This is a genomic window from Vibrio profundi, from assembly GCF_043642225.1.
GTDB lineage: Bacteria > Pseudomonadota > Gammaproteobacteria > Enterobacterales > Vibrionaceae > Vibrio > Vibrio profundi_A.
The window spans coordinates 164818-184458 of record NZ_JBHZSF010000004.1 but is presented as its reverse complement, the minus strand read 5'-3'; the positions used below and the strand labels follow the sequence as shown (position 1 = coordinate 184458).

Annotated in this window: 18 protein-coding genes and 1 riboswitch; of the genes, 10 read left to right on the top strand and 8 right to left on the bottom strand. The window is 42.1% G+C overall.

Annotated features, from left to right (window positions below):
- Positions 1-4 precede the first annotated feature (4 nt).
- Positions 5-889, top strand: coding sequence for an envelope biogenesis factor ElyC (elyC, locus tag ACHUFI_RS09160; protein ID WP_394248634.1), 885 nt, complete (start codon positions 5-7; stop codon positions 887-889).
- 68 nt (positions 890-957) lie between these two features.
- Here elyC and torR read toward each other — a convergent pair whose 3' ends face one another.
- Positions 958-1671: a two-component system response regulator TorR gene (gene torR, locus ACHUFI_RS09155; RefSeq protein WP_394248368.1), complete on the bottom strand. Its 714-nt coding sequence runs from the start codon at positions 1669-1671 to the stop codon at positions 958-960.
- Positions 1672-1892: 221 nt separating this feature from the next.
- Between torR and torD the strand changes: the two genes are divergently transcribed.
- The 5 genes from torD (at position 1893) to ACHUFI_RS09130 (ending at position 5953) form a co-directional block, all read left to right on the top strand.
- Positions 1893-2540, top strand: a complete 648-nt coding sequence (torD, locus tag ACHUFI_RS09150) for a molecular chaperone TorD (protein ID WP_394248366.1) — start codon at positions 1893-1895, stop codon at positions 2538-2540.
- Positions 2541-2870: 330 nt separating this feature from the next.
- Entirely contained in the window at positions 2871-3875 is a 1005-nt protein-coding gene (gene purR, locus ACHUFI_RS09145) for an HTH-type transcriptional repressor PurR (RefSeq protein ID WP_394248364.1), read from the top strand.
- 157 nt (positions 3876-4032) lie between these two features.
- A riboswitch (cyclic di-GMP riboswitch) is annotated at positions 4033-4123 on the top strand.
- 108 nt (positions 4124-4231) lie between these two features.
- On the top strand, positions 4232-4822 hold the full coding sequence (locus ACHUFI_RS09140) for a TfoX/Sxy family DNA transformation protein (RefSeq protein WP_394248362.1): 591 nt from the start codon (positions 4232-4234) through the stop codon (positions 4820-4822).
- Positions 4823-4955: 133 nt separating this feature from the next.
- Positions 4956-5636, top strand: coding sequence for a TVP38/TMEM64 family protein (locus ACHUFI_RS09135; RefSeq protein WP_394248360.1), 681 nt, complete (start codon positions 4956-4958; stop codon positions 5634-5636).
- Positions 5636-5953, top strand: a complete 318-nt coding sequence (locus ACHUFI_RS09130) for a putative signal transducing protein (protein WP_394248358.1) — start codon at positions 5636-5638, stop codon at positions 5951-5953. The genes ACHUFI_RS09135 and ACHUFI_RS09130 overlap by 1 nt, the downstream gene beginning before the upstream one ends.
- 10 nt (positions 5954-5963) lie before the next feature.
- Here ACHUFI_RS09130 and ACHUFI_RS09125 read toward each other — a convergent pair whose 3' ends face one another.
- The 4 genes from ACHUFI_RS09125 to topA form a co-directional block, all read right to left on the bottom strand.
- Entirely contained in the window at positions 5964-6764 is an 801-nt protein-coding gene (locus ACHUFI_RS09125) for an alpha/beta fold hydrolase (protein WP_394248356.1), read from the bottom strand.
- A gap of 216 nt (positions 6765-6980) precedes the next feature.
- Positions 6981-8435: a glycogen synthase GlgA gene (gene glgA, locus ACHUFI_RS09120; protein WP_394248632.1), complete on the bottom strand. Its 1455-nt coding sequence runs from the start codon at positions 8433-8435 to the stop codon at positions 6981-6983.
- Positions 8425-9654 (bottom strand): glucose-1-phosphate adenylyltransferase, encoded by a 1230-nt coding sequence (gene glgC / locus ACHUFI_RS09115; protein WP_394248354.1) that lies wholly within the window; start codon positions 9652-9654, stop codon positions 8425-8427. The genes glgA and glgC overlap by 11 nt, the downstream gene beginning before the upstream one ends.
- 515 nt (positions 9655-10169) lie before the next feature.
- On the bottom strand, positions 10170-12800 hold the full coding sequence (gene topA, locus ACHUFI_RS09110) for a type I DNA topoisomerase (protein WP_394248352.1): 2631 nt from the start codon (positions 12798-12800) through the stop codon (positions 10170-10172).
- Between the two features lie 459 nt (positions 12801-13259).
- On the opposite strand from topA, the gene ACHUFI_RS09105 reads away from it, so the two are divergent.
- Positions 13260-13508 (top strand): YciN family protein, encoded by a 249-nt coding sequence (locus ACHUFI_RS09105; protein WP_394248630.1) that lies wholly within the window; start codon positions 13260-13262, stop codon positions 13506-13508.
- 43 nt (positions 13509-13551) lie between these two features.
- Here ACHUFI_RS09105 and aroA read toward each other — a convergent pair whose 3' ends face one another.
- Both aroA and ACHUFI_RS09095 read right to left on the bottom strand, forming a co-directional pair.
- Positions 13552-14832 (bottom strand): 3-phosphoshikimate 1-carboxyvinyltransferase, encoded by a 1281-nt coding sequence (gene aroA, locus ACHUFI_RS09100; protein WP_394248350.1) that lies wholly within the window; start codon positions 14830-14832, stop codon positions 13552-13554.
- A 168-nt stretch (positions 14833-15000) separates the two neighbouring features.
- Entirely contained in the window at positions 15001-15456 is a 456-nt protein-coding gene (locus ACHUFI_RS09095; protein ID WP_394248348.1) for an outer membrane lipoprotein, read from the bottom strand.
- Positions 15457-15492: 36 nt separating this feature from the next.
- Between ACHUFI_RS09095 and aat the strand changes: the two genes are divergently transcribed.
- The 3 genes from aat (at position 15493) to infA (ending at position 17201) form a co-directional block, all read left to right on the top strand.
- Positions 15493-16197 (top strand): leucyl/phenylalanyl-tRNA--protein transferase, encoded by a 705-nt coding sequence (gene aat, locus ACHUFI_RS09090; protein WP_394248346.1) that lies wholly within the window; start codon positions 15493-15495, stop codon positions 16195-16197.
- A 5-nt stretch (positions 16198-16202) separates the two neighbouring features.
- The gene (locus ACHUFI_RS09085) at positions 16203-16901 is read left to right on the top strand and encodes an arginyltransferase (RefSeq protein ID WP_394248344.1); all 699 of its coding nucleotides are present in this window, start codon (positions 16203-16205) and stop codon (positions 16899-16901) included.
- An 81-nt stretch (positions 16902-16982) separates the two neighbouring features.
- Complete coding sequence (gene infA, locus ACHUFI_RS09080; protein WP_001040192.1) at positions 16983-17201, top strand: translation initiation factor IF-1; 219 nt, start codon at positions 16983-16985, stop codon at positions 17199-17201.
- 133 nt (positions 17202-17334) lie between these two features.
- On the opposite strand, the gene clpA is transcribed toward infA, so the two are convergent.
- Positions 17335-19605 carry an ATP-dependent Clp protease ATP-binding subunit ClpA gene (gene clpA / locus ACHUFI_RS09075; RefSeq protein ID WP_394248342.1) on the bottom strand — a complete coding sequence of 757 codons (2271 nt, stop codon included), beginning with the start codon at positions 19603-19605 and terminating at the stop codon, positions 17335-17337.
- Positions 19606-19641: the final 36 nt, after the last annotated feature.

Below are 19641 nucleotides of genomic sequence, written 5' to 3'. Positions count from 1 at the left end.
TAATATATCCAATCGTGCCTGCTATTCTGTCACAGGAATTTCAGGAATAAAGAGGATTACCCTCTTTTTATTACCAAGTGATGTTTTTTCGGACTATTCGCATATGTTTGAGCTGAAAAAAGTAGTGTCTTCTTTGTTGATGCCACTACCAGCAATGTTAATTCTCGCTTTTCTAGGGTTAGCTCTAGTGATGTTCACCACCAGAAGGAAGACAGGATGTCTTGTGATCCTTACGGCCCTGTGTGGTATTTTCCTTATTTCTTTCCAGCCAGTTTCTTCTCGTCTTCTTATGCCAATGGAAAGACAATACTCTGTATTTTTGCCCGTAGATAAAACCGTTGATTACGTCATGGTGCTAGGTAGCGGTCATGTCGTTGATGATCAAATCCCACCGACTTCGGAACTTAGCCGTACCGGGTTAATGCGCTTAAGCGAAGGCATTCGAGTGATGAGAATGTATCCCGGAGCCAAACTGATTCTGTCTGGCTACGGGGGCAGCACTCAGGTCAGCAATGCGCGAATGATGGCAAAAGTCGCTCTCGCACTTGGTGTGTCTAAACCTGACATCATTTTATTGGAAACCGCTAAAGATACTTGGGAAGAAGCACGACAAGCGGCAGCATTTGTTAAAAACAAAAAAATTGTGCTCGTCACTTCTGCAAGTCATATGGAAAGAGCCTTGAATGAATTCAATTCTGCAGGCATTAATCCAGTCCCTGCACCAACTAACTTTTTGGCCCATAAAGACGTAGCCAGTTCTGTCTCAGATTACATACCTAAAGCGGTTAACCTGGAGCAAACAGAACGTTACTGGCATGAAACGATGGGCTTGATGTGGCAGCGCTTACGTGACTGGATAGATGTCGCAGAGCCTGTGTCAGCGGAATAAGCCGTGTAACTCCAACAAACAACAAAAAAGCCGAGGATAATCCTCGGCTTTTTATTTAGGCGCAATAATCAATCGCCTGCAAACATGTAACCTTCCCCGTGAACCGTAACAAAGATTTGTGGGTTCTTCGGGTCAAATTCCATCTTAGCGCGCATTCTTCGAATCAATACATCAATGGTGCGGTCATTTGGCGCATCAACACGGTGACTGATCATATTTAGAATGCGTTCGCGGCTCAGAACTTGATTTGGGTACGACGATAACGCAACCAACAATTCATATTCCGCTTTCGTTAATTTAACGGGCTCGCCATTCTTGCTTAATGCACGGCGAGGAATATCGAACGTCCACTCACCAAAGCGAACAATGCTGTCGTTCGACTCTTCTTCTTGCGTGATTTCAGAAGTATTTCGAGCTGCCGAAATTCTCCATAACAGGTTCTTAACTCGAACTAATAGCTCGCGTAATTCAAAAGGTTTGGTAACGTAATCGTCTGCGCCCATTTCTAGGCCAACAATCTTGTCAATGCTATCCGTGCGTCCAGTAACCAAAATTATTCCAATATCTGATTGGCTACGTAGCTCTCTTGTCAACATCAACCCATCTTCTCCAGGCAGGTTAATATCCAACATAACAAGGTCGACGTCGTTGGCTTCCAAGACATCTCTCATTTGAGCTCCGCTTTCCGCTTCACTGACAGCATAACCTTCATTTTGGAAGTAACCGACAAGTTTACTACGGGTTACCACATCGTCTTCGACGACCAATACGTGATAGCTCATCTACACCACTTTTCTTATTTAATAGTTTCAGTGACTATTCTATTCATAACTAGTAACAATTCTAGTAGTAGCTCTGAAAAAAAACAGAAACCTAGATCTTTTTTGATTCAAGACAAGCTTAAACCTTGCTATTTCGCGGTGTAAGCAATTCAATATAACAATATAGAACATCGGCACCTTCTTTCGCCGAACTATGCCTAATCTAATGTGGAGCAATACAGATGCAAGAAACAAAAGCATTCAACGAGAAACGTGCTGAAATCTACTGGTGGCTATCTAGCCTGTTTGCGAAAGAGTTAACGGCCGAAGAATTAACCAGTTATCACTCCGTTGAGATCCGTGCTTTCTTAACTGGATTAGGCGAGAACGACACTTTAAAGCCGGCGGTTAGCTCGCTTGTTGATGCGCTAAATCGCCTCCAGAACCGCGAAGATGCCCAACTAGAGCTAGCGTCAGACTTCTGCGAGTTATTCTTGAAATCAGATAAGTACGGCGCCCTGCCTTACGCGTCAATCTATTTGGATAAGTCTGGACTACTAAACGCCGAGCCTGCACGTGACATGGAAAAAATCATGGCAAAACACGGCGTTGGTGTTAATGAAGATCTAAAAGAGCCAGCTGACCACATTGCAATCGAGCTCGATTTCCTTGGCAACCTCATCATTCGCTCGAACGAACTAGAGCAAGAGCGTCATATGGAAGAAGCATTTGCAGAGCAAAAAGCCTTCATTAACAATCAATTGCAGCCTTGGATTCCGACTTTTTCAAGTAAATGCAAAGAACATGACGAATTTGGCTTTTACGCTAGTGTAGCCATGTTACTCGTCGCTTTTTGCGAATTAGACTGTGACTACCTCACAGGTGAGTAATAAATTGTTGCGTTTTAGCAAGCGAAATTGCGAATAATTGTCACAATTCACCCAGAAAACTGGGTGAGTTGTATTGCGACTGGAAGTGAGTCAGTCTAAAATTGTGATCGCAAACGATAAAATATGAAACAGACTCAAAATGCGCATCTAACTATAAATTTAATCGCATTTTGGTGTTAATGCAGGCCGCTCTAATTAGCGGTTTTTTGTTTTTTAACACTTTATACCGAAAGAGCCTTAACCCAAGTAAGTCTCTTAATATGGTAGCTTCACGGCTACTTTGCTGCCCCCTATAAATAGGGAAGAAGTAGCTACAAACAGGATAACACCATGGCCACAATTAAAGATGTCGCTCGCTTAGCTGGCGTATCAACCACGACCGTTTCTCACGTCATCAACAAAACTCGTTTTGTTGCTGAAGCCACTCAAGAAAAAGTTAACAAAGCAGTCGATGAGCTTAACTACGCGCCTAGCGCCGTTGCTCGTAGCTTGAAATGCAACACAACGCGTACGATCGGTATGCTTGTAACTCAATCAACTAACCTATTCTTCTCTGAAGTTATAGACGGTGTAGAGAGTTACTGTTACCGCCAGGGCTACACACTGATCTTATGTAACACGGGTGGTATTTACGAAAAGCAACGTGACTACATTCGAATGCTTGCTGAAAAACGCGTTGATGGCATTTTGGTTATGTGTTCTGACTTAACTGAAGAACTACGAGAGATGCTAGATCGTCACTCTGATATTCCAAAAGTAGTGATGGATTGGGGGCCGGAGAGTTCTCAAGCCGATAAGATCATAGATAACTCGGAAGAAGGTGGATACCTTGCGACTAAATACCTTATTGAAAAAGGTCACACAGATATTGCCTGTTTAAGTGGACACTTAGATAAAGCAGCGTGTACGGAACGTATTGCCGGTTACAACCGTGCTCTCGCTGAAGCGAATCTTGAAGTAAACCAAGATTGGATCATCGAAGGTAACTTCGAGTGTGACACTGCGGTTCTTGCTGCTGATAAAATCGTAGCTATGGACAAACGCCCAACCGCTGTATTCTGCTTCAACGATACAATGGCTTTAGGACTGATGAGCCGCCTACAGCAGAAAGGCATCAAAATCCCTGATGATATCTCGGTAATCGGATACGACAACATCGAGCTTGCTGAATACTTTTCGCCGCCACTGACGACGATTCACCAACCAAAACGCCGTGTGGGTAAAAATGCATTTGAGATTCTTTTAGAAAGAATTAAAGATAAAGACCATGAAAAACGTGTCTTCGAAATGCACCCAGAAATTGTAGAAAGACATACAGTTAAACAACTTAACTGATAATTCAATTAATCAAAGCACATGATTTCATGTGCTTTGAACTCACCAATCAAATGCACCTGGTTTCATTAAAGACAGATCATTTCCCGAAGCAATATCACACTTTTGAATACATAGTGTGAGCTTTGTTCAACAAAACGTCTTATCCTTAACAATGTCACGCACAGGGCAAATTACTTGAAAAAGTAAGACGCAAAGCTTCCGGCCTAACCCAAATAGTATTTTGGCAAGGTAGCGGGGTTACCGATGGCAAAATGCAAGATTTACTCCTTTTTGACAATGCTTCTTTATCATTTTGCTAATCTCTCGGACCTGATTATTTGGTGGCGTAATTCAAATACACCGAGATAAATAACATGGATAAACCAATACTAAAGGACTCGATGAAATTATTTGAGTCGCTTGGAAAAATCAAATCACGTTCGATGTTTGGAGGGTTTGGTCTCTTCGCTGATGAGACAATGTTTGCTCTAGTGGTCAATGACCAACTTCATATTCGTGCCGACAAACACACTTCCAAAGAATTCGAGCAAAAAGGCTTTCAGCCTTACATATATAAGAAACGCGGATTTCCTGTCGTGACGAAATACTTTTCTCTCACAGACGACGTTTCGAACAACCCTGACGCAATCTTAAAGATGGCAAAGACTTCTCTTAGCTATGCGAAAGAAGAAAAAGCCGAACAATCTTCAGCAAAGCCGAACCGATTGAAAGATCTCCCTAATCTACGCTTGGCTACCGAGCGTATGTTAAAGAAAGCGGGTATAGATTCGGTTGAGCAGCTTCAAGAAGCTGGCGCGGCCAAGGCTTATGATGCTATTAGACAAACTCATTCTTCAACAGTGAGTTTGGAGCTACTTTGGGCATTAGAAGGCGCGATCAACGGAACTCACTGGTCAGTAATCCCTAAACAAAGACGTGAAGAATTGATAACTCACTTAAACTAAAGTGTTCAAAGTGTCCAAACAGAAAGCTGCAATGAAAATTGCGGCTTTTTTTGTAGCTGCCTGAAAGTTATTCCCCTCAAAGACTGTCTAACTATAATAGAAACACTCATTCAGAGAATTAAGAGGATGTACAATGAGTAAGAAAATGATTTTAGGTATTATTTTGGTCACGGTAATCGTTTTACTGGGTCTTAATTTTGGTCAGTACCTTACGCTAGAAAATGCAAAAGCACAGCAGGCTCTACTTAACGAGTCTATTGAAAGTAACTTTGCAGTTGCAGCCCTAACTTACTTCATTGCGTACATTTTGATCACTGCATTTTCAATCCCTGGCGCAGCTGTCGTAACGCTTTTAGGCGCGGCTTTATTTGGCTTTTGGACGAGTTTAGCTTTAGTGTCTTTCGCAAGCACTATTGGTGCTACGTTAGCATTCTTAAGTAGCCGGTTCCTACTCAGAGATTGGGTCCAAAACAAGTTTGGTGAAAAATTAGAAACCATCAATAAAGGTGTAGAGCAAGACGGCGCTTTTTACTTATTCTCTCTTCGCCTTATTCCAGTATTTCCATTCTTTCTAATTAATCTGCTCATGGGCTTAACCCCTATGAAAGTATCTAAGTACTATCTTACAAGCCAACTCGGTATGCTTCCTGGTACTGCTGTGTACTTGAACGCAGGTACTCAACTGGCAGAGATCGACTCACTGTCAGGTATTGTATCTCCATCAGTATTGCTCTCATTTGCACTACTTGGTCTATTCCCAATAATTGCTAAGTGGGTAATGGCAAAATTTCGTTCTGAAACGGTCGTAAGTTAATGAAGATATTTGTCGCTAAAAATCCAGCTGAGGCCCATATTGTTTGTGGGCTTCTTCTCGCTGAAAATATTCGCTGTGAAGTACGTGGTGAGGGTCTATTTGGACTTAAGGGTGAAATCCCCTTCTCTGATGACTCTGAACCTTACGTATGGCTACAGAGACCTGAACAAGCATTAGTAGCCAAAGGCGTGGTGCAAGATTACATTTTTCAGTCAGAATCGAACATTCAGAGTAATTGGATTTGCGGGCACTGCGAGGAGGAAAATGAACCTCAATTTGGTGCTTGCTGGCAATGTGGTAAACCATCACCGATGTGATGGCGACTCACTAAGCTTCAATCTGTTTCTGAATAAACTCAATAGAGCGTTTGTTAAACTCTTCCGGCTGTTCAACATTACAAACATGCCCACAGTCAGCAATTTCATGTAGCTCACTTGAGTCATGAACGGCAACCATCTCTTTTACCGGCTGTATAAACATGTAATCACGTTCTCCCATCAAGTAAAGCGTTGGGATTGGCAATTCACGGTCTTTGAAATAGCGCATTAAAGGATTCACATCGGCGGTCAAAATAAACCAACGTTTGAACTCTTTTTGGCAAAGCTTCTTAGCCTCACGGATAAAAAGGTGACGTGATTCTTTTTGGCTTTTCTGTGGCATAACGATGTAAGCAAATAAACTGTATAACCACATGTAAGGGATTATGTGTTTGCTTAAGTTGCCTAACTGAACAAGCACTTGCGAACGCGTGTTTAATCGCGTTACAGCGCCCCCTAATACCATTGAGCGCACTCTTTCTGCTGCAAGTTCCGCCACATTGCGAACGATAATTGTGCCTAAAGACATGCCGACAAAATGTGCAGAGCGTATCTTTAAATGATCAAGGACTTTAAGTATATCCAACGTAACCGATTTGAATGTATAGCGGTTACTCATTAATTCTTTAAGAAGTGGGTTCGACTTACCATGCCCTCTTAAATCTATCAGCAACAAATTAAAGTGTTGCTTGTAGGCTTTTATCTGCTTAAACCAAATAGATGAACTTCCACCAGCTCCGTGTACAAACACTACCCATTCATCACTAGTTGGGTGTTCGAATGTCTTATGGAATAACAAAGCTTCACTCATAATAAATGTTTTATAATCGATTCTTAAAATTAGGGGATGAAGACTATCACAGTTCTACGTTCAAAAAGTGATAACTCTGTCAATCAAACAATATGCTCTATGAATAGTTTGTACATGACTTAGACACAAATTCCTAGCAGAACGTCGATTTTTCGTATGAGATCTGACCACAAAAAAAGGTGCCTAGTGGCACCTTTTTAGTTTTTAAAGTTTCAGTTAAAAAGCTGATTGGTACATTTCTAAATAATGCTTCGCAGCATCATCCCAACTGAAGTTTTGTTTCATTGCATGGAGCTGAACGCGTTTTATTTCTGCAGGGTTCTGAGAATAAATTAGTAGAGAGCGTAACAAAATCAACAATAAAGCTTCAGGTGTTGGCTCAGTGAAAGAAAAACCAGTCGCGATTTCGCTATCTTCGTCATAGTCATTAACACTATCTTTCAGACCACCGACAGCACGCACAATTGGCAATGTTCCATAAGCCATGCTGTAGATTTGATTCAATCCACATGGCTCAAATTCTGACGGCATTAAGAAGAAATCAGAACCAGCTTCAACCATATGAGCAAGCTGATTATTGTACGCTTCAATGAAAACAAATTTGTCAGAATGTGTTGCTGCGATATCTTTAAGCTGACTCGCCAGTACCGGTTCACCAGTACCCACTATCACAATCTGAAGGTCATTTTTCAAAAACTCTTCAATAACAGGCAAAAGGTAATGAACACCTTTTTGATTTGTCAGTCTGCAGACCATTCCGTACACCGCACAGTCTTTGACTGGCAAACCAACTTCTTGCTGCAACCCTTGCTTACATGCTTTTTTGCCACGAACCATGCTTTGCTGGGTTGCTTTGAAGTTTTTCGGGATGAACGTGTCCGTTTCTGGATTCCAAGCGCTGTAATCACAACCATTCAGAATGCCAAAGAGGTCTTGGGAACGAGACTGAAACTCTTGCGCCATTCCGTGACTGCCAAGTTCTGTTTTCAGCTCTTCGGCATAGGTTGGGCTTACAGCATTCACTTTATCAGCACACATAACACCAGCACGAAGCATTGTTACGTGAGAGTGACTAACTGCGGCTTCAGGTACGTTGTGTTGATGCATTTCCGGTAAATTCTGCAGTTGGTTGTAGCTAAAGACGCCTTTGAACACCGCATTATGAATCGAAATGACACTACGCATTCCTTGGTAATACTCGTTATCTTTATAGCGCTCTTTCAGTAAGTACGGTACAAAACCGGTATGCCAGTCGTTGGCATGCACGATATCAGGCTTCAAGCCTAACTTTGGCAACATGTCTAAGCTAGCTGCGCTAAAAAACGAGAAGCGTTCGCCATTGTCATCATAAGCTTGATTATTTTCGGCATACATCTCAGCGCGATCAAAATACTTGTCGCACTCGATAGCAAAGACCTCGACACCATCAAGCCACAATTTGCGAACTTGATACGCTGTATGTGGCCAAAAATCGAGTTCAGTCGAAAGGACAACATCTGCAGTGTCTAGGTTAGGTATTTTTCGGTATGCAGGAATGGTAACGCGAACATCTTGTTGAAGATTTTGCAAGGCTTTAGGCAGTGCCTTGGCAACATCTGCCAAGCCACCACTTTTAATCAAACCTTCTACTTCTGACGCTACAAAAAGAATAGAAAACGTCTTAGTAACCAACACGGGCTCCTTTAGGAATAACAACTATACCATCTTCTGAAACATGGTAATGCTTTTTATCTTCCTGAAGGTTAACACCGATTTGAGTGCCAGGTGCAATGTCTGCGTCTTTATCCACGATAACTCGGCGCAACACACAGCCTTCTCCAACTTTCACATCACCCAATAGGATACTTTGACTAATGTCACACGCTGATGCGATGTTACTGCGGAAACCTAACACACACTTCTCGATACGAGAACCACGCACAAAACTACCGTTACAAACTAAACTGTCGATGATTTGAACACGACCATTTGCTGAGTCAGAAAAAGTTGCCGGTGGAAGTGGTGGATAGTAAGTATGTAAAGGCCACTTACGGTTGTACAACGAGAAAGGAGCATCTTTTTCTAAAAGGTCCATATGCGCTTGCCAGTAGGCATCAATCGTACCCACATCACGCCAGTATACTTCCTCTCGTTCACCTGTAATCCGGTTCGTGCTGAAATCGTAAACAAACACATCTCCACGTGGGAACATATTTGGAATGATATCTTTACCGAAATCGTGCGAAGAACCTTCTTTATCTGCATCTTCAATCAGTTCTGCGAACAAGTTTTTAGCTTCAAATACGTAATTACCCATTGAAACTAGAGCTGATTCTGGATCGCCCGGGATAGGTTTCGGGTTTGCTGGTTTTTCTTCAAAACCAATCATTCGCCCTTCAGCATCAACTTCGATAACACCAAATTCAGATGCTTCAGCTAATGGCATACGTAGAGCAGAAACCGTTAGCGATGCTTCTTTTTCTTTATGGAAATCAAGCATCTGCTTGATATCCATTTTATAGATGTGGTCAGAACCAAAAATACACACCTGATCTGGTTCCTCCAGCTCCATGAAGCGCAGGTTTTGGTAAATGGCATCAGCCGTGCCTTCATACCAACGTTTACCCGTACGCATCTGTGCAGGAATCGGATCGATAAATCGATCTGTAATGCCACTAATATTCCAGCCTTTTTTCATGTGGTGGAAAAGTGACTGAGATTTAAACTGAGTAAGCACATAGATCTTCATAAGATCAGCATTTACAAAATTGTTTAAAGCGAAATCAATTAGACGGTAGCTACCACCGAAAGGAACAGAAGGTTTACTACGGGATTCAGTCAAAGGTCTTAAACGAGAGCCTTCACCGCCAGCAAGAATCATTCCCAATACACCAGCCATTTTATTCTCCATATATTTATAGCGTGTAAATAATCGATGTCTAAAAAGAGGGGGACCTCGGGGGAATAAACATCGACATTTGGTTTCGGTACTTAGCAGATATTCATTCTAGATTGTTGAAACAAAACTAAGCCAAACGTTGTTTTTGTGCACTATTCTTTGCACTTTGTTTCTTATAATTTATCGGTTTTTACACCGAATACAATTTTAAATACACCATTCTGTGTGGTAAATACCATTTGCTTTGTTAAGACTTAAGCTAGCTCACACTACTCCTGTGGCTCCTCACATTTTCTTAACAGCCAATAAACACCGTGCACACAATGTAATTCGTACTCATGGAAATTGTATTAAGCTTCTTTTACAAAAATGTGACACATAAGAAACCAATTTGATAGTGGTTTATGTAAAAAAAATCCATTTATGTACTAAAAATACAAAAATGAAACATGAGTCATATGATTTTGAAAGTCACTTCTAGGTTTCAGACAAAAAAAAGCAGCATCTAAGATGCTGCTTTTTGACGTCTATTTAGCTTTTGGTTTTTTACGTTTATCCGTAATTTCCCATTTCCCATCAATATAGAGGGCTGTCCAGCCTGATGGTTTTCCATCCGTCTCGGTACGAACGTAATTTTCCTTAGATTTACGACTAAAACGCACAACGGTTGGTTTTCCGTCAGGGTCTGCAACTGGCGCTGTAGTCAAATACTGGAATTTCGGAGAAATTCGGTCTTTAAAGCGCACTAGTTCTTCAACTAATGGGGCACGTGTTTCACGCGATTTAGGGAAGTTGCTTGCTGCCATAAATAGGCCAGACGCACCATCACGAAGAACAAAGTAAGCATCTGAGTTTTCGCAAGGAAGCTCAGGGAAATGCACTGGGTCTTCTTTTGGCGGTGCTACTTCACCATTCTTAAGGATCTTACGAGTGTTTTTACACTCTTCACTCGTACAATCCATGTATTTACCAAAACGACCATTTTTTAGCACCATGTCAGAGTTACATTTATCGCACTCGACAACCGGGCCGTCATAGCCTTTAACCTTAAATTCACCGTGCTCTACGACATAGCCTTCACAGTTCGGGTTGTTCCCACAAACGTGCATCTTGCGTTTATCATCAATCAAGTAAGCGTCCATCGCCGTTTCACAAATTGGACAACGCTTCTTGGCACGCAATGCTGCCGTTTCTACATCTTCTTCAAGAACATTAATAATGCCCTCTTCATCACCCAAATTGATCGTCGTCTTACAACGCTCTTTAGGTGGAAGTGCATACCCTGAACACCCTAAGAATACACCTGTTGAAGCTGTGCGGATTCCCATAGGTCGACTACAGGTCGGACATTCTATATCTGTCTCTACGATATGATTTGGCTTCATACCGCCCGACTCTTCATCGAGATCGGCTTTTTCAAGATCTCCAGTGAAATCAGTAAAGAAGTTATCTAAAACGCCTTTCCAGCTCGTTTCACCTTCCGCAATTTGGTCAAGCTTTTGTTCCATTCGTGCAGTGAAGTCATAGTTCATTAAATCGTTAAAACTACCATCAAGGCGGTCAGTAACAATTTCACCCATTTTTTCTGCATAGAAACGTCTTTGCTCTACTTTTACATAACCACGGTCTTGAATCGTAGAAATGATCGATGCATATGTTGACGGTCGTCCAATGCCTCGCTTTTCAAGCTCTTTTACCAAAGCAGCTTCAGTGAAACGTGCAGGTGGCTTAGTAAAGTGCTGCTTCGGATCAAGAGTTACCAGATCCAATTTATCGCCGATTTGAACTGATGGAAGAATGGTATCTTCGTTTTTACCCATTGGACGTTGAACACGGGTCCAACCGTCGAATTTCAGGATACGACCTTTCGCTTTAAGTGTGTATTCTTCCGCTTTAACACTAATTGTCGTCGAATCGTATTGAGCAGGAGTCATTTGACATGCAACAAATTGATTCCAAATTAGTGAATACAGCTTATGAGCGTCAGCATCTACGCCTTTAAGGTCATCAGATAGCACTTCAACACTAGATGGGCGAATCGCTTCGTGAGCCTCTTGAGCGCCTTCTTTACTACCGTAAACAAGTGGTTTCTCTGGAAGATATTTCCCACCAAACTCGCTACCAATATATTCACGCGCCGCTTCTACTGCTTCAGAACTCAAGTTAGTCGAATCTGTACGCATATATGTGATGTAACCAGCCTCATATAAACGCTGAGCTAACATCATAGTCTTTTTAACACCGTAGCCTAAACGGGTACTTGCCGCTTGCTGAAGCGTCGACGTGATATAAGGCGCGGACGGCTTACTCTTAGTAGGGCGGTCTTCGCGTTTACAAACTTCATATACCGCCTTTTCAAGAACCGATAAGGCAGAGTTCGTTTGAGCTTCATTTTCTGGCTTAAACGCTACGCCGTCTTTTTGGGCAACTTGGAGTCTAAAATCATTCTTCTCAGAAGTTTTTGTGTCGGCATGAATATCCCAAAACTCTTCTGGAATAAATGCATTGATTTCGCGCTCGCGCTCAACAAGAAGCTTTACCGCTACCGACTGAACACGACCAGCAGAAAGCCCACGTGCCACTTTTTTCCAAAGTAGTGGGGAAACCATGAAGCCCACAACACGGTCCATAAAACGACGTGCTTGCTGAGCATTAACGCCATCCATGTTCAATTCACCCGGAGTTTCAAAGGCTTGCTGAATGGCATTTTTTGTAATTTCGTTGAAAACAACTCGTTTGTATCGCGCTTCATCACCACCGATGATCTCACGAAGATGCCATGCGATAGCTTCTCCTTCGCGGTCCAAATCGGTTGCGAGATAAACGTGGTCTGCGTCTTTCGCTAATTTTTGCAGTTCCGCTACAACTTTTTCTTTACCCGGTAGGATTTGATAATTCGCTTCCCACTCTTGGTATGGGTTAATACCCATTTTCTTAATTAAAGCCTTACGGTCTTTTTCTTTCTTAATACGAGCCTTTTCTTCAGGGCTCATACCCTTTGTTGATACTGCTGCAGCCTTTTTACCAGTACTTTGGCCAGCTGTCGGTAAGTCACGCACGTGACCTACACTCGACTTAACGACAAAGTCTTTACCAAGATATTTATTAATAGTTTTGGCCTTGGCTGGCGACTCCACTATAACGAGCGATTTACCCATATTGACTCTAACGTCCTTAATCACGACGCAAACCCCCAATTAAAGCCATGGGTGGTTTTACGCACGATGTTCTAAATTATTGCTTCTTTTTTTACTATTGTGCGAGATTACAAGAAGATCAACCGCTTTTTTCAAAATTGGATCTGATTGCTCGACAAATCGACGACTTACCTATGCATGGAACATGGTAAAAGACAGTAACTCTACATTTTAAAAAACTTAGTTACTTTTTAGCTATTTGTACACTTGATATGCAAGTATGAATACTCATAACACCTTTGCGCCTATACTATGCGCGTCAATGATTCAAACGCTAACTTCATTGAATGATTTTTGCCATAAATCACAAAATAAACGTGGGTTTATCAAAAATCGTTACCTAATATGTGGCGATATCATTGAATTTGTATAGCGAGTTACTAAACTATGGCTCAATTTCACATTCATCGAGATACTTCAATGACAGTTAAACAAGTAATCGCCGAATTCGATTTATTACTAATCGCAAACCAAATCATTCAAGAGCACGATGACTATATTGAAGGCATGCGAGCAGACAGTGTTTCAGAGAAAGATGACGTACTCGTATTCAAAGGTGAGTACTTCCTAGATTGCAATGGCTTACCTACGGCAAACACCACTGCAGTATTCAACATGTTCAAGTACTTAGCGCATCACCTTTCCAAAGAATTTACGCTAAAAAAATAGTAATTATAGATGTAAAAAGCTTGCCATAAGGCAAGCTTTTTTATTACTGACTAAGCATCTTCAGTTTGTCGAAATAATCTGGGAATGTCTTAGATGTACACCCTGGGTCGTTAATCGTTACTGGCGTGTCACTTAGAGCGACTAACGAGAAGCACATCGCCATGCGGTGATCATCATAAGTATCAATCTCAGCATGCGTTAACTTCGCGACAGGATTCACAATAATGTAGTCCTCACCCTCTTCCACTTCAGCACCCACTTTACGCAGCTCTGTTGCCATTGCAGATAGACGGTCAGTTTCTTTTACACGCCAGTTATATACGTTACGAATTGCTGTGGTTCCTTTCGCAAAAAGAGCCGTAGTCGCAATTGTCATCGCTGCATCTGGGATGTGATTGTAATCCATATCAATACCTTGCAATGAACCACAACGAGAAATCACATAATCATCGCCCCACTCGATTTCTGCGCCCATTTTTTCTAACGCGTCAGCAAATTGAATGTCGCCTTGAATACTATTTTTACCAATACCGGTTACCTTGATCTCTCCACCTTTAATTGCAGCAGCTGCTAAAAAGTAAGAGGCAGACGAAGCATCTCCTTCAACTAGGAAGTCACCCGGAGCGGTGTAATGTTGACCCGACGGAACAACAAATTCTTGATAATCGTTGTTGATTACATTGACGCCGAACTGCTTCATGATATGCAACGTAATATCAATATAAGGTTTTGAGACTAACTCTCCTTCGATATTGATTCTTACTTCGCCTTCAGCTAGTGGAGCCGACATCAAGAAAGCCGTTAAGAATTGACTTGAAATTGAACCATCAATGGAAACTGAGCCGCTCTTTAACCCTGTTCCATTAATTTTTAGTGGTGGGTAGTTCTCGTTCTCTAAATATTCAACATCTGCACCAGCGGTACGCAATGCCTCAACTAGATGACCAATTGGTCTTTCTTTCATTCGAGGTTCACCCGTAAGAACATACTCACCTTTACCAAGACACAAAGCCGCAGCCAACGGGCGCATCGCCGTACCAGCATTTCCTAAAAAAAGCTCCAAAGCTTCATTAGATTCAAAAGCTCGTCCTAGCCCTTCAACTTCACATACCGTCTTATCCGCAGATAATGTGTAGTTGACACCTAACTTAGTTAAAGCGTTTAACATATGACGGATATCATCGCTATCTAACAGGTTAGTTAAACGGGTCTTACCATTGGCTAAAGCTGCTAACAATAAAGCTCGGTTTGATACACTTTTCGAACCAGGGAGATTGACCTCTCCATTTACTTTTTGAATTGGTTGTAACGTTAGGCTTTCCATTAAATGTTGTTGTCCTTTAGTCGCTCACCCAGTCGGTATGTTATGACTGGAGAAAATGGAGCGATGAATAATTCTTCGTACTAGCAGACTATCTAAATTTAAACTCGACTTCCAGACCTAATACGACAATCAAGGGTGAATATTTAGTCAAGTAAACTTGCTTTAAATCTAATAAGCGATATCTACCCTTACCCCATCATCAAAATATAAAATTCGGACTTTATCCCCTCGGGTAAAGAGCATGTTCCTATCGGCATCTTGAATGACGTCGATTAGCTTTCCGTTATCTGTCGCGATTAGAATCTCAACTAACTTGTATTCAACTCTATACTCAGTATTAGCACGATTTCTCGCGACTCCTGCACCTGCGACAGCCCCTACCGCAGTTGCAACTTCCTTACCTGTGCCACCACCGAACTGGTTACCTATTAGCCCTCCGACCGCTGCGCCCAGCAAGGTTTCCCAGCCACTTCCTTGTGACTGAACAATCTCCTCTTGGGTAATATACCGAACTGAATCGACCTTCCCATATACAACTTCGTTAACAGGCCTCGCTTGGTTCCTGTTGTAACTTGCGTTTGCGAACAGTGGTAAAACGAGTAAAATCCACAACAATTTCTTCATAACTATTCTCCCAGTTGCCTATTTTGGCCTTATGCTATGACTATATACCTTACAGAGTTAGAGACGAACAGTATCGAGTTTCCTTCTCCATATGAAGCACTTGACGACCCAAGTGGTTTATTGGCTTTCGGAGGCGACTTGTCTTCTCAAAGAATATTGTCTGCTTACAATCAAGGCATCTTCCCTTGGTATGGTCCAGGTGAACCCATTCTTTGGTGGAGCCCTACCCCAAGAGCCGTCTTTAATCCTAAGACATTCAAACCCTCTAAAAGTCTTAAAAAGTTTCAAAGAAAGGTGAACTATCGCATCAGCATTAACCAAGCAACCCGCCAAGTGATAGAGTATTGTGCATCTTTAAGGCCAGCGGAGGAGACGTGGCTCAACGAAGACATGCGAGCTGCATACATTCAACTCGCTAAAGAGAAGCATTGCCATTCGGTTGAAGTATGGCTTGGTGACGAGCTAGTGGGTGGTTTATATGGCTTACAACGAGGGCAAGTTTTTTGCGGTGAGTCGATGTTTAGTACCCAGACTAACGCCTCTAAAATTGCACTATGGTATTTTTGCGAGCATTTTTCAGCCCATAACGGGCAGCTCATTGATTGCCAAGTAATGAACCCTCACTTGCAGTCTTTAGGTGCTATAGAGTTGGAAAGGAACGAGTTTTTCCAATCATTGCTATCATTAAGAGATAAACCGCTTCTAGGTGGGTGTTTCGAATCACAGTGGCTTAAGGCTTAACCTCGATGAACCAAGATTTACACCAAATTAAAATCGGACTAACCGACAATCACTCGTGTAGTTATCTATCAGAACGTCAGGAGCGAGTTGCTGTCGCGCTTGATGAACAAATGCATACTCCAGAGAACTATGAAGTGTTGCTTGCAAATGGGTTTCGTCGAAGTGGAGAAACAATCTATAAACCCCACTGTGATAATTGCAGTTCTTGTCATGCGATTCGTGTTTCTATTGCTGACTTCAAGTTATCCAAAAGCCAGCGAAGGATTCTAAATAAAGCGAAGTCTTTCACTTGGGAGATGAAAGACAAAATGGATGACAATTGGTTCGAGCTATACAGCGATTACATTACTCAACGTCACAGAAATGGCACCATGTTCCCGCCTAAGCAAAATGAATTTGCTCAGTTTTCTCAAAACCCTTGGTTAACCACGCAATACTTACATGTATATGATGCTGGTAAACTGATTGCTATCGCCGTTACCGACGTAATGGAACGCAGTACAAGTGCGTTTTATACCTTTTTTGATCCGAATATTGAGTTATCACTCGGCACTTTAGCCGTACTTCTACAAATAGAATATAGCCAGAATACCAATAAACACTGGCTATATTTGGGCTATCAGATCGATGAATGTCCCGCTATGAACTATAAAGTGCGTTTTCAACGTCATCAAAGGCTAGTAAATCAGCGGTGGCAAGGGTAGAATACGCCACAACTTTACATATTTCGCTTTTGACGGCACAATCAAGTCGTTAAAAACCGCCAAGTTTCGAAAGAGGATTAAATGGCTAAAGAAGACGTAATTGAGATGCAAGGCACTGTCCTTGATACTCTACCAAACACAATGTTCCGTGTTGAGCTTGAAAATGGTCACGTAGTGACAGCTCACATCTCTGGTAAAATGCGTAAGAACTACATCCGTATTCTTACTGGTGACAAAGTAACTGTTGAGATGACTCCATACGACCTTTCTAAAGGCCGCATCGTCTTCCGCGCTCGTTAATTTCTAATTATCGATTGCAATAAAAAACGGAGCATTACGCTCCGTTTTTTATTGGGCTAAATTCAAGAGTCAGTTACAGAAAAGCGAACGCATTAGCGTTCGCTTTCTACTTTAGAACTTACAAAGTAAAGCCTTAGTGAAGGACTTCTTCTTTAGCACCTAGGTACTCAAATTTAAGATTGTCTTTCTTAAGTGTCACTTTAACTGTTCCACCATCAACTAGGCTTCCGAACAGTAATTCGTTTGCCAATGGCTTCTTAAGTTGCTCTTGGATGGCACGTCCCATTGGTCGAGCCCCCATCGCCTTATCGTAGCCTTTGTCCGCTAACCAATGGCGAGCATCTTCGGAAACCTCTAAAGATACACCGCGGGCATCTAGTTGAACTTGTAGCTCAACAATAAACTTATCCACCACTTGATGGATTACTGTTTCATCTAGGCTATTAAACCAAATTATATTGTCTAATCGGTTACGGAATTCCGGAGTGAAGACTTTCTTGATCTCAGCCATCGCATCTGGCGCATGATCTTGCTGGATAAGGCCAATAGATTTCTTCTCTGTTTCCGCAACACCGGCATTGGTTGTCATAACCAAGATAACGTTTCGGAAGTCAGCTTTACGTCCATTGTTATCTGTCAATGTACCGTTATCCATGACTTGAAGCAGCAAGTTAAAGATATCTGGGTGAGCCTTTTCGATTTCATCCAACAGCACAACTGAATGAGGGTGCTTGATTACCGCATCAGTTAACAAGCCACCTTGATCGTACCCAACGTAACCTGGAGGAGCACCAATTAGTCGGCTAACTGAATGTCTCTCGCCATATTCAGACATATCAAAACGCAATAGCTCAATACCCAACAACTTAGAAAGCTGAACCGTCACTTCTGTCTTACCTACGCCAGTCGGACCTGCAAATAAGAATGAACCCACAGGTTTATTGTCAGCACCTAAGCCTGCTCGCGTTAGCTTGATAGCTTCGCTTAAAACATCGATCGCTGGATCTTGTCCAAATACCAACATCTTCATTTTATCGTCAAGTTTCTGAAGAATGTCTTTGTCAGAAGAAGACACTGACTTTTCAGGAATACGAGCCATTTTTGCGACCATAGACTCTATATCAGCGACACCAACCGTTTTCTTACGGCGACTTGCTGGAGCTAAACGGCTACGCGCGCCCGCTTCGTCGATGACGTCAATGGCTTTATCCGGAAGATGACGTTCATTAATGTACTTAGCTGAAAGCTCTACCGCTGCTCTCAATGCTTTATTGGTGTAACGAACCTCATGGTGAGCTTCGTACTTAGGCTTCAAACCGATTAAAATCTTAGTGGTATCGTCCAACGAAGGCTCAACGATATCAATTTTCTGGAAGCGACGAGAAAGCGCACGCTCTTTTTCAAAAATACTGCTGTATTCCTGATACGTCGTAGAACCAATGCAACGAAGTTTTCCGCTGCTTAGAAGAGGTTTGATTAAGTTAGCGGCATCAACTTGTCCACCAGAGGCCGCACCCGCACCGATGATAGTATGAATTTCATCGATGAACAGGATCGCATCGTCTTCTTTTTCTAGTTGCTTAAGAATTGCTTTAAAGCGCTTCTCGAAGTCGCCTCGGTACTTAGTACCCGCAAGAAGAGAACCAATATCAAGTGAGTAGATAACACTATCTTGGATAACATCTGGGACTTGACCTTCAACGATCCTCCACGCAAGGCCTTCAGCTATTGCGGTTTTACCTACACCAGCTTCACCAACCAATAGCGGGTTATTTTTACGGCGACGACACAGTACTTGAATTGTGCGTTCTAATTCTTTATCTCGGCCAATAAGAGGATCAATATTCCCCTGCTTAGCAACTTCATTAAGGTTAGTTGCGAAGCTTTCTAAACGTTCTTCAGAGTTCACTTCTTCAGAACTTTCTGTACCAAACGAATCTGAAGACGAAGAATCATCACTATCTCCGCTCGCTTTAGTAATGCCATGAGAAATGAAATTCACGATGTCTAAGCGGCTAATGTCATTCTTTTTCAGTAAGTACGCTGCATGTGACTCTTGCTCGCTAAAAATAGCCACAAGAACGTTTGCACCCGTTACTTCACTTCTACCGGAAGATTGGACATGGAATACTGCGCGTTGAAGTACGCGTTGAAAGCTTAAAGTAGGTTGGGTTTCGCGAGTATCGTCATTTTCTGGAATGAGTGGGGTCGTTTGATCGATGAAGATATCCAGCTCATGACGTAAAGCTTCAAGGTCTGCCTGACAAGCTTGAAGCGTTTCCTTAGCAGCATCATTTTCTAATAATGCGAGTAGGAGGTGTTCGACGGTCATAAATTCATGTCGCTTATCTCGCGCACGAGCAAATGCGCCATTTAAACTCGACTCTAATTCTTTATTTAGCATAAGTACCTCCTAAGGGAACAACTTGGTTGTTCGAGC

Bases quoted from the DNA above. Each gene is read 5' to 3' on its own strand.
- ACHUFI_RS09135 (WP_394248360.1), top strand. From the start codon at position 4,956: ATGAGTAAGAAAATGATTTTAGGTATTATTTTGGTCACGGTAATCGTT.
- topA (WP_394248352.1), bottom strand. From the start codon at position 12,800: ATGGGTAAATCGCTCGTTATAGTGGAGTCGCCAGCCAAGGCCAAAACT.
- ACHUFI_RS09125 (WP_394248356.1), bottom strand. From the start codon at position 6,764: ATGAGTGAAGCTTTGTTATTCCATAAGACATTCGAACACCCAACTAGT.
- ACHUFI_RS09130 (WP_394248358.1), top strand. From the start codon at position 5,636: ATGAAGATATTTGTCGCTAAAAATCCAGCTGAGGCCCATATTGTTTGT.
- ACHUFI_RS09095 (WP_394248348.1), bottom strand. From the start codon at position 15,456: ATGAAGAAATTGTTGTGGATTTTACTCGTTTTACCACTGTTCGCAAAC.
- infA (WP_001040192.1), top strand. From the start codon at position 16,983: ATGGCTAAAGAAGACGTAATTGAGATGCAAGGCACTGTCCTTGATACT.
- ACHUFI_RS09085 (WP_394248344.1), top strand. From the start codon at position 16,203: ATGAACCAAGATTTACACCAAATTAAAATCGGACTAACCGACAATCAC.
- ACHUFI_RS09140 (WP_394248362.1), top strand. From the start codon at position 4,232: ATGGATAAACCAATACTAAAGGACTCGATGAAATTATTTGAGTCGCTT.
- glgC (WP_394248354.1), bottom strand. From the start codon at position 9,654: ATGGAGAATAAAATGGCTGGTGTATTGGGAATGATTCTTGCTGGCGGT.
- torR (WP_394248368.1), bottom strand. From the start codon at position 1,671: ATGAGCTATCACGTATTGGTCGTCGAAGACGATGTGGTAACCCGTAGT.
- clpA (WP_394248342.1), bottom strand. From the start codon at position 19,605: ATGCTAAATAAAGAATTAGAGTCGAGTTTAAATGGCGCATTTGCTCGT.
- aroA (WP_394248350.1), bottom strand. From the start codon at position 14,832: ATGGAAAGCCTAACGTTACAACCAATTCAAAAAGTAAATGGAGAGGTC.
- purR (WP_394248364.1), top strand. From the start codon at position 2,871: ATGGCCACAATTAAAGATGTCGCTCGCTTAGCTGGCGTATCAACCACG.
- torD (WP_394248366.1), top strand. From the start codon at position 1,893: ATGCAAGAAACAAAAGCATTCAACGAGAAACGTGCTGAAATCTACTGG.
- ACHUFI_RS09105 (WP_394248630.1), top strand. From the start codon at position 13,260: ATGACAGTTAAACAAGTAATCGCCGAATTCGATTTATTACTAATCGCA.
- aat (WP_394248346.1), top strand. From the start codon at position 15,493: ATGACTATATACCTTACAGAGTTAGAGACGAACAGTATCGAGTTTCCT.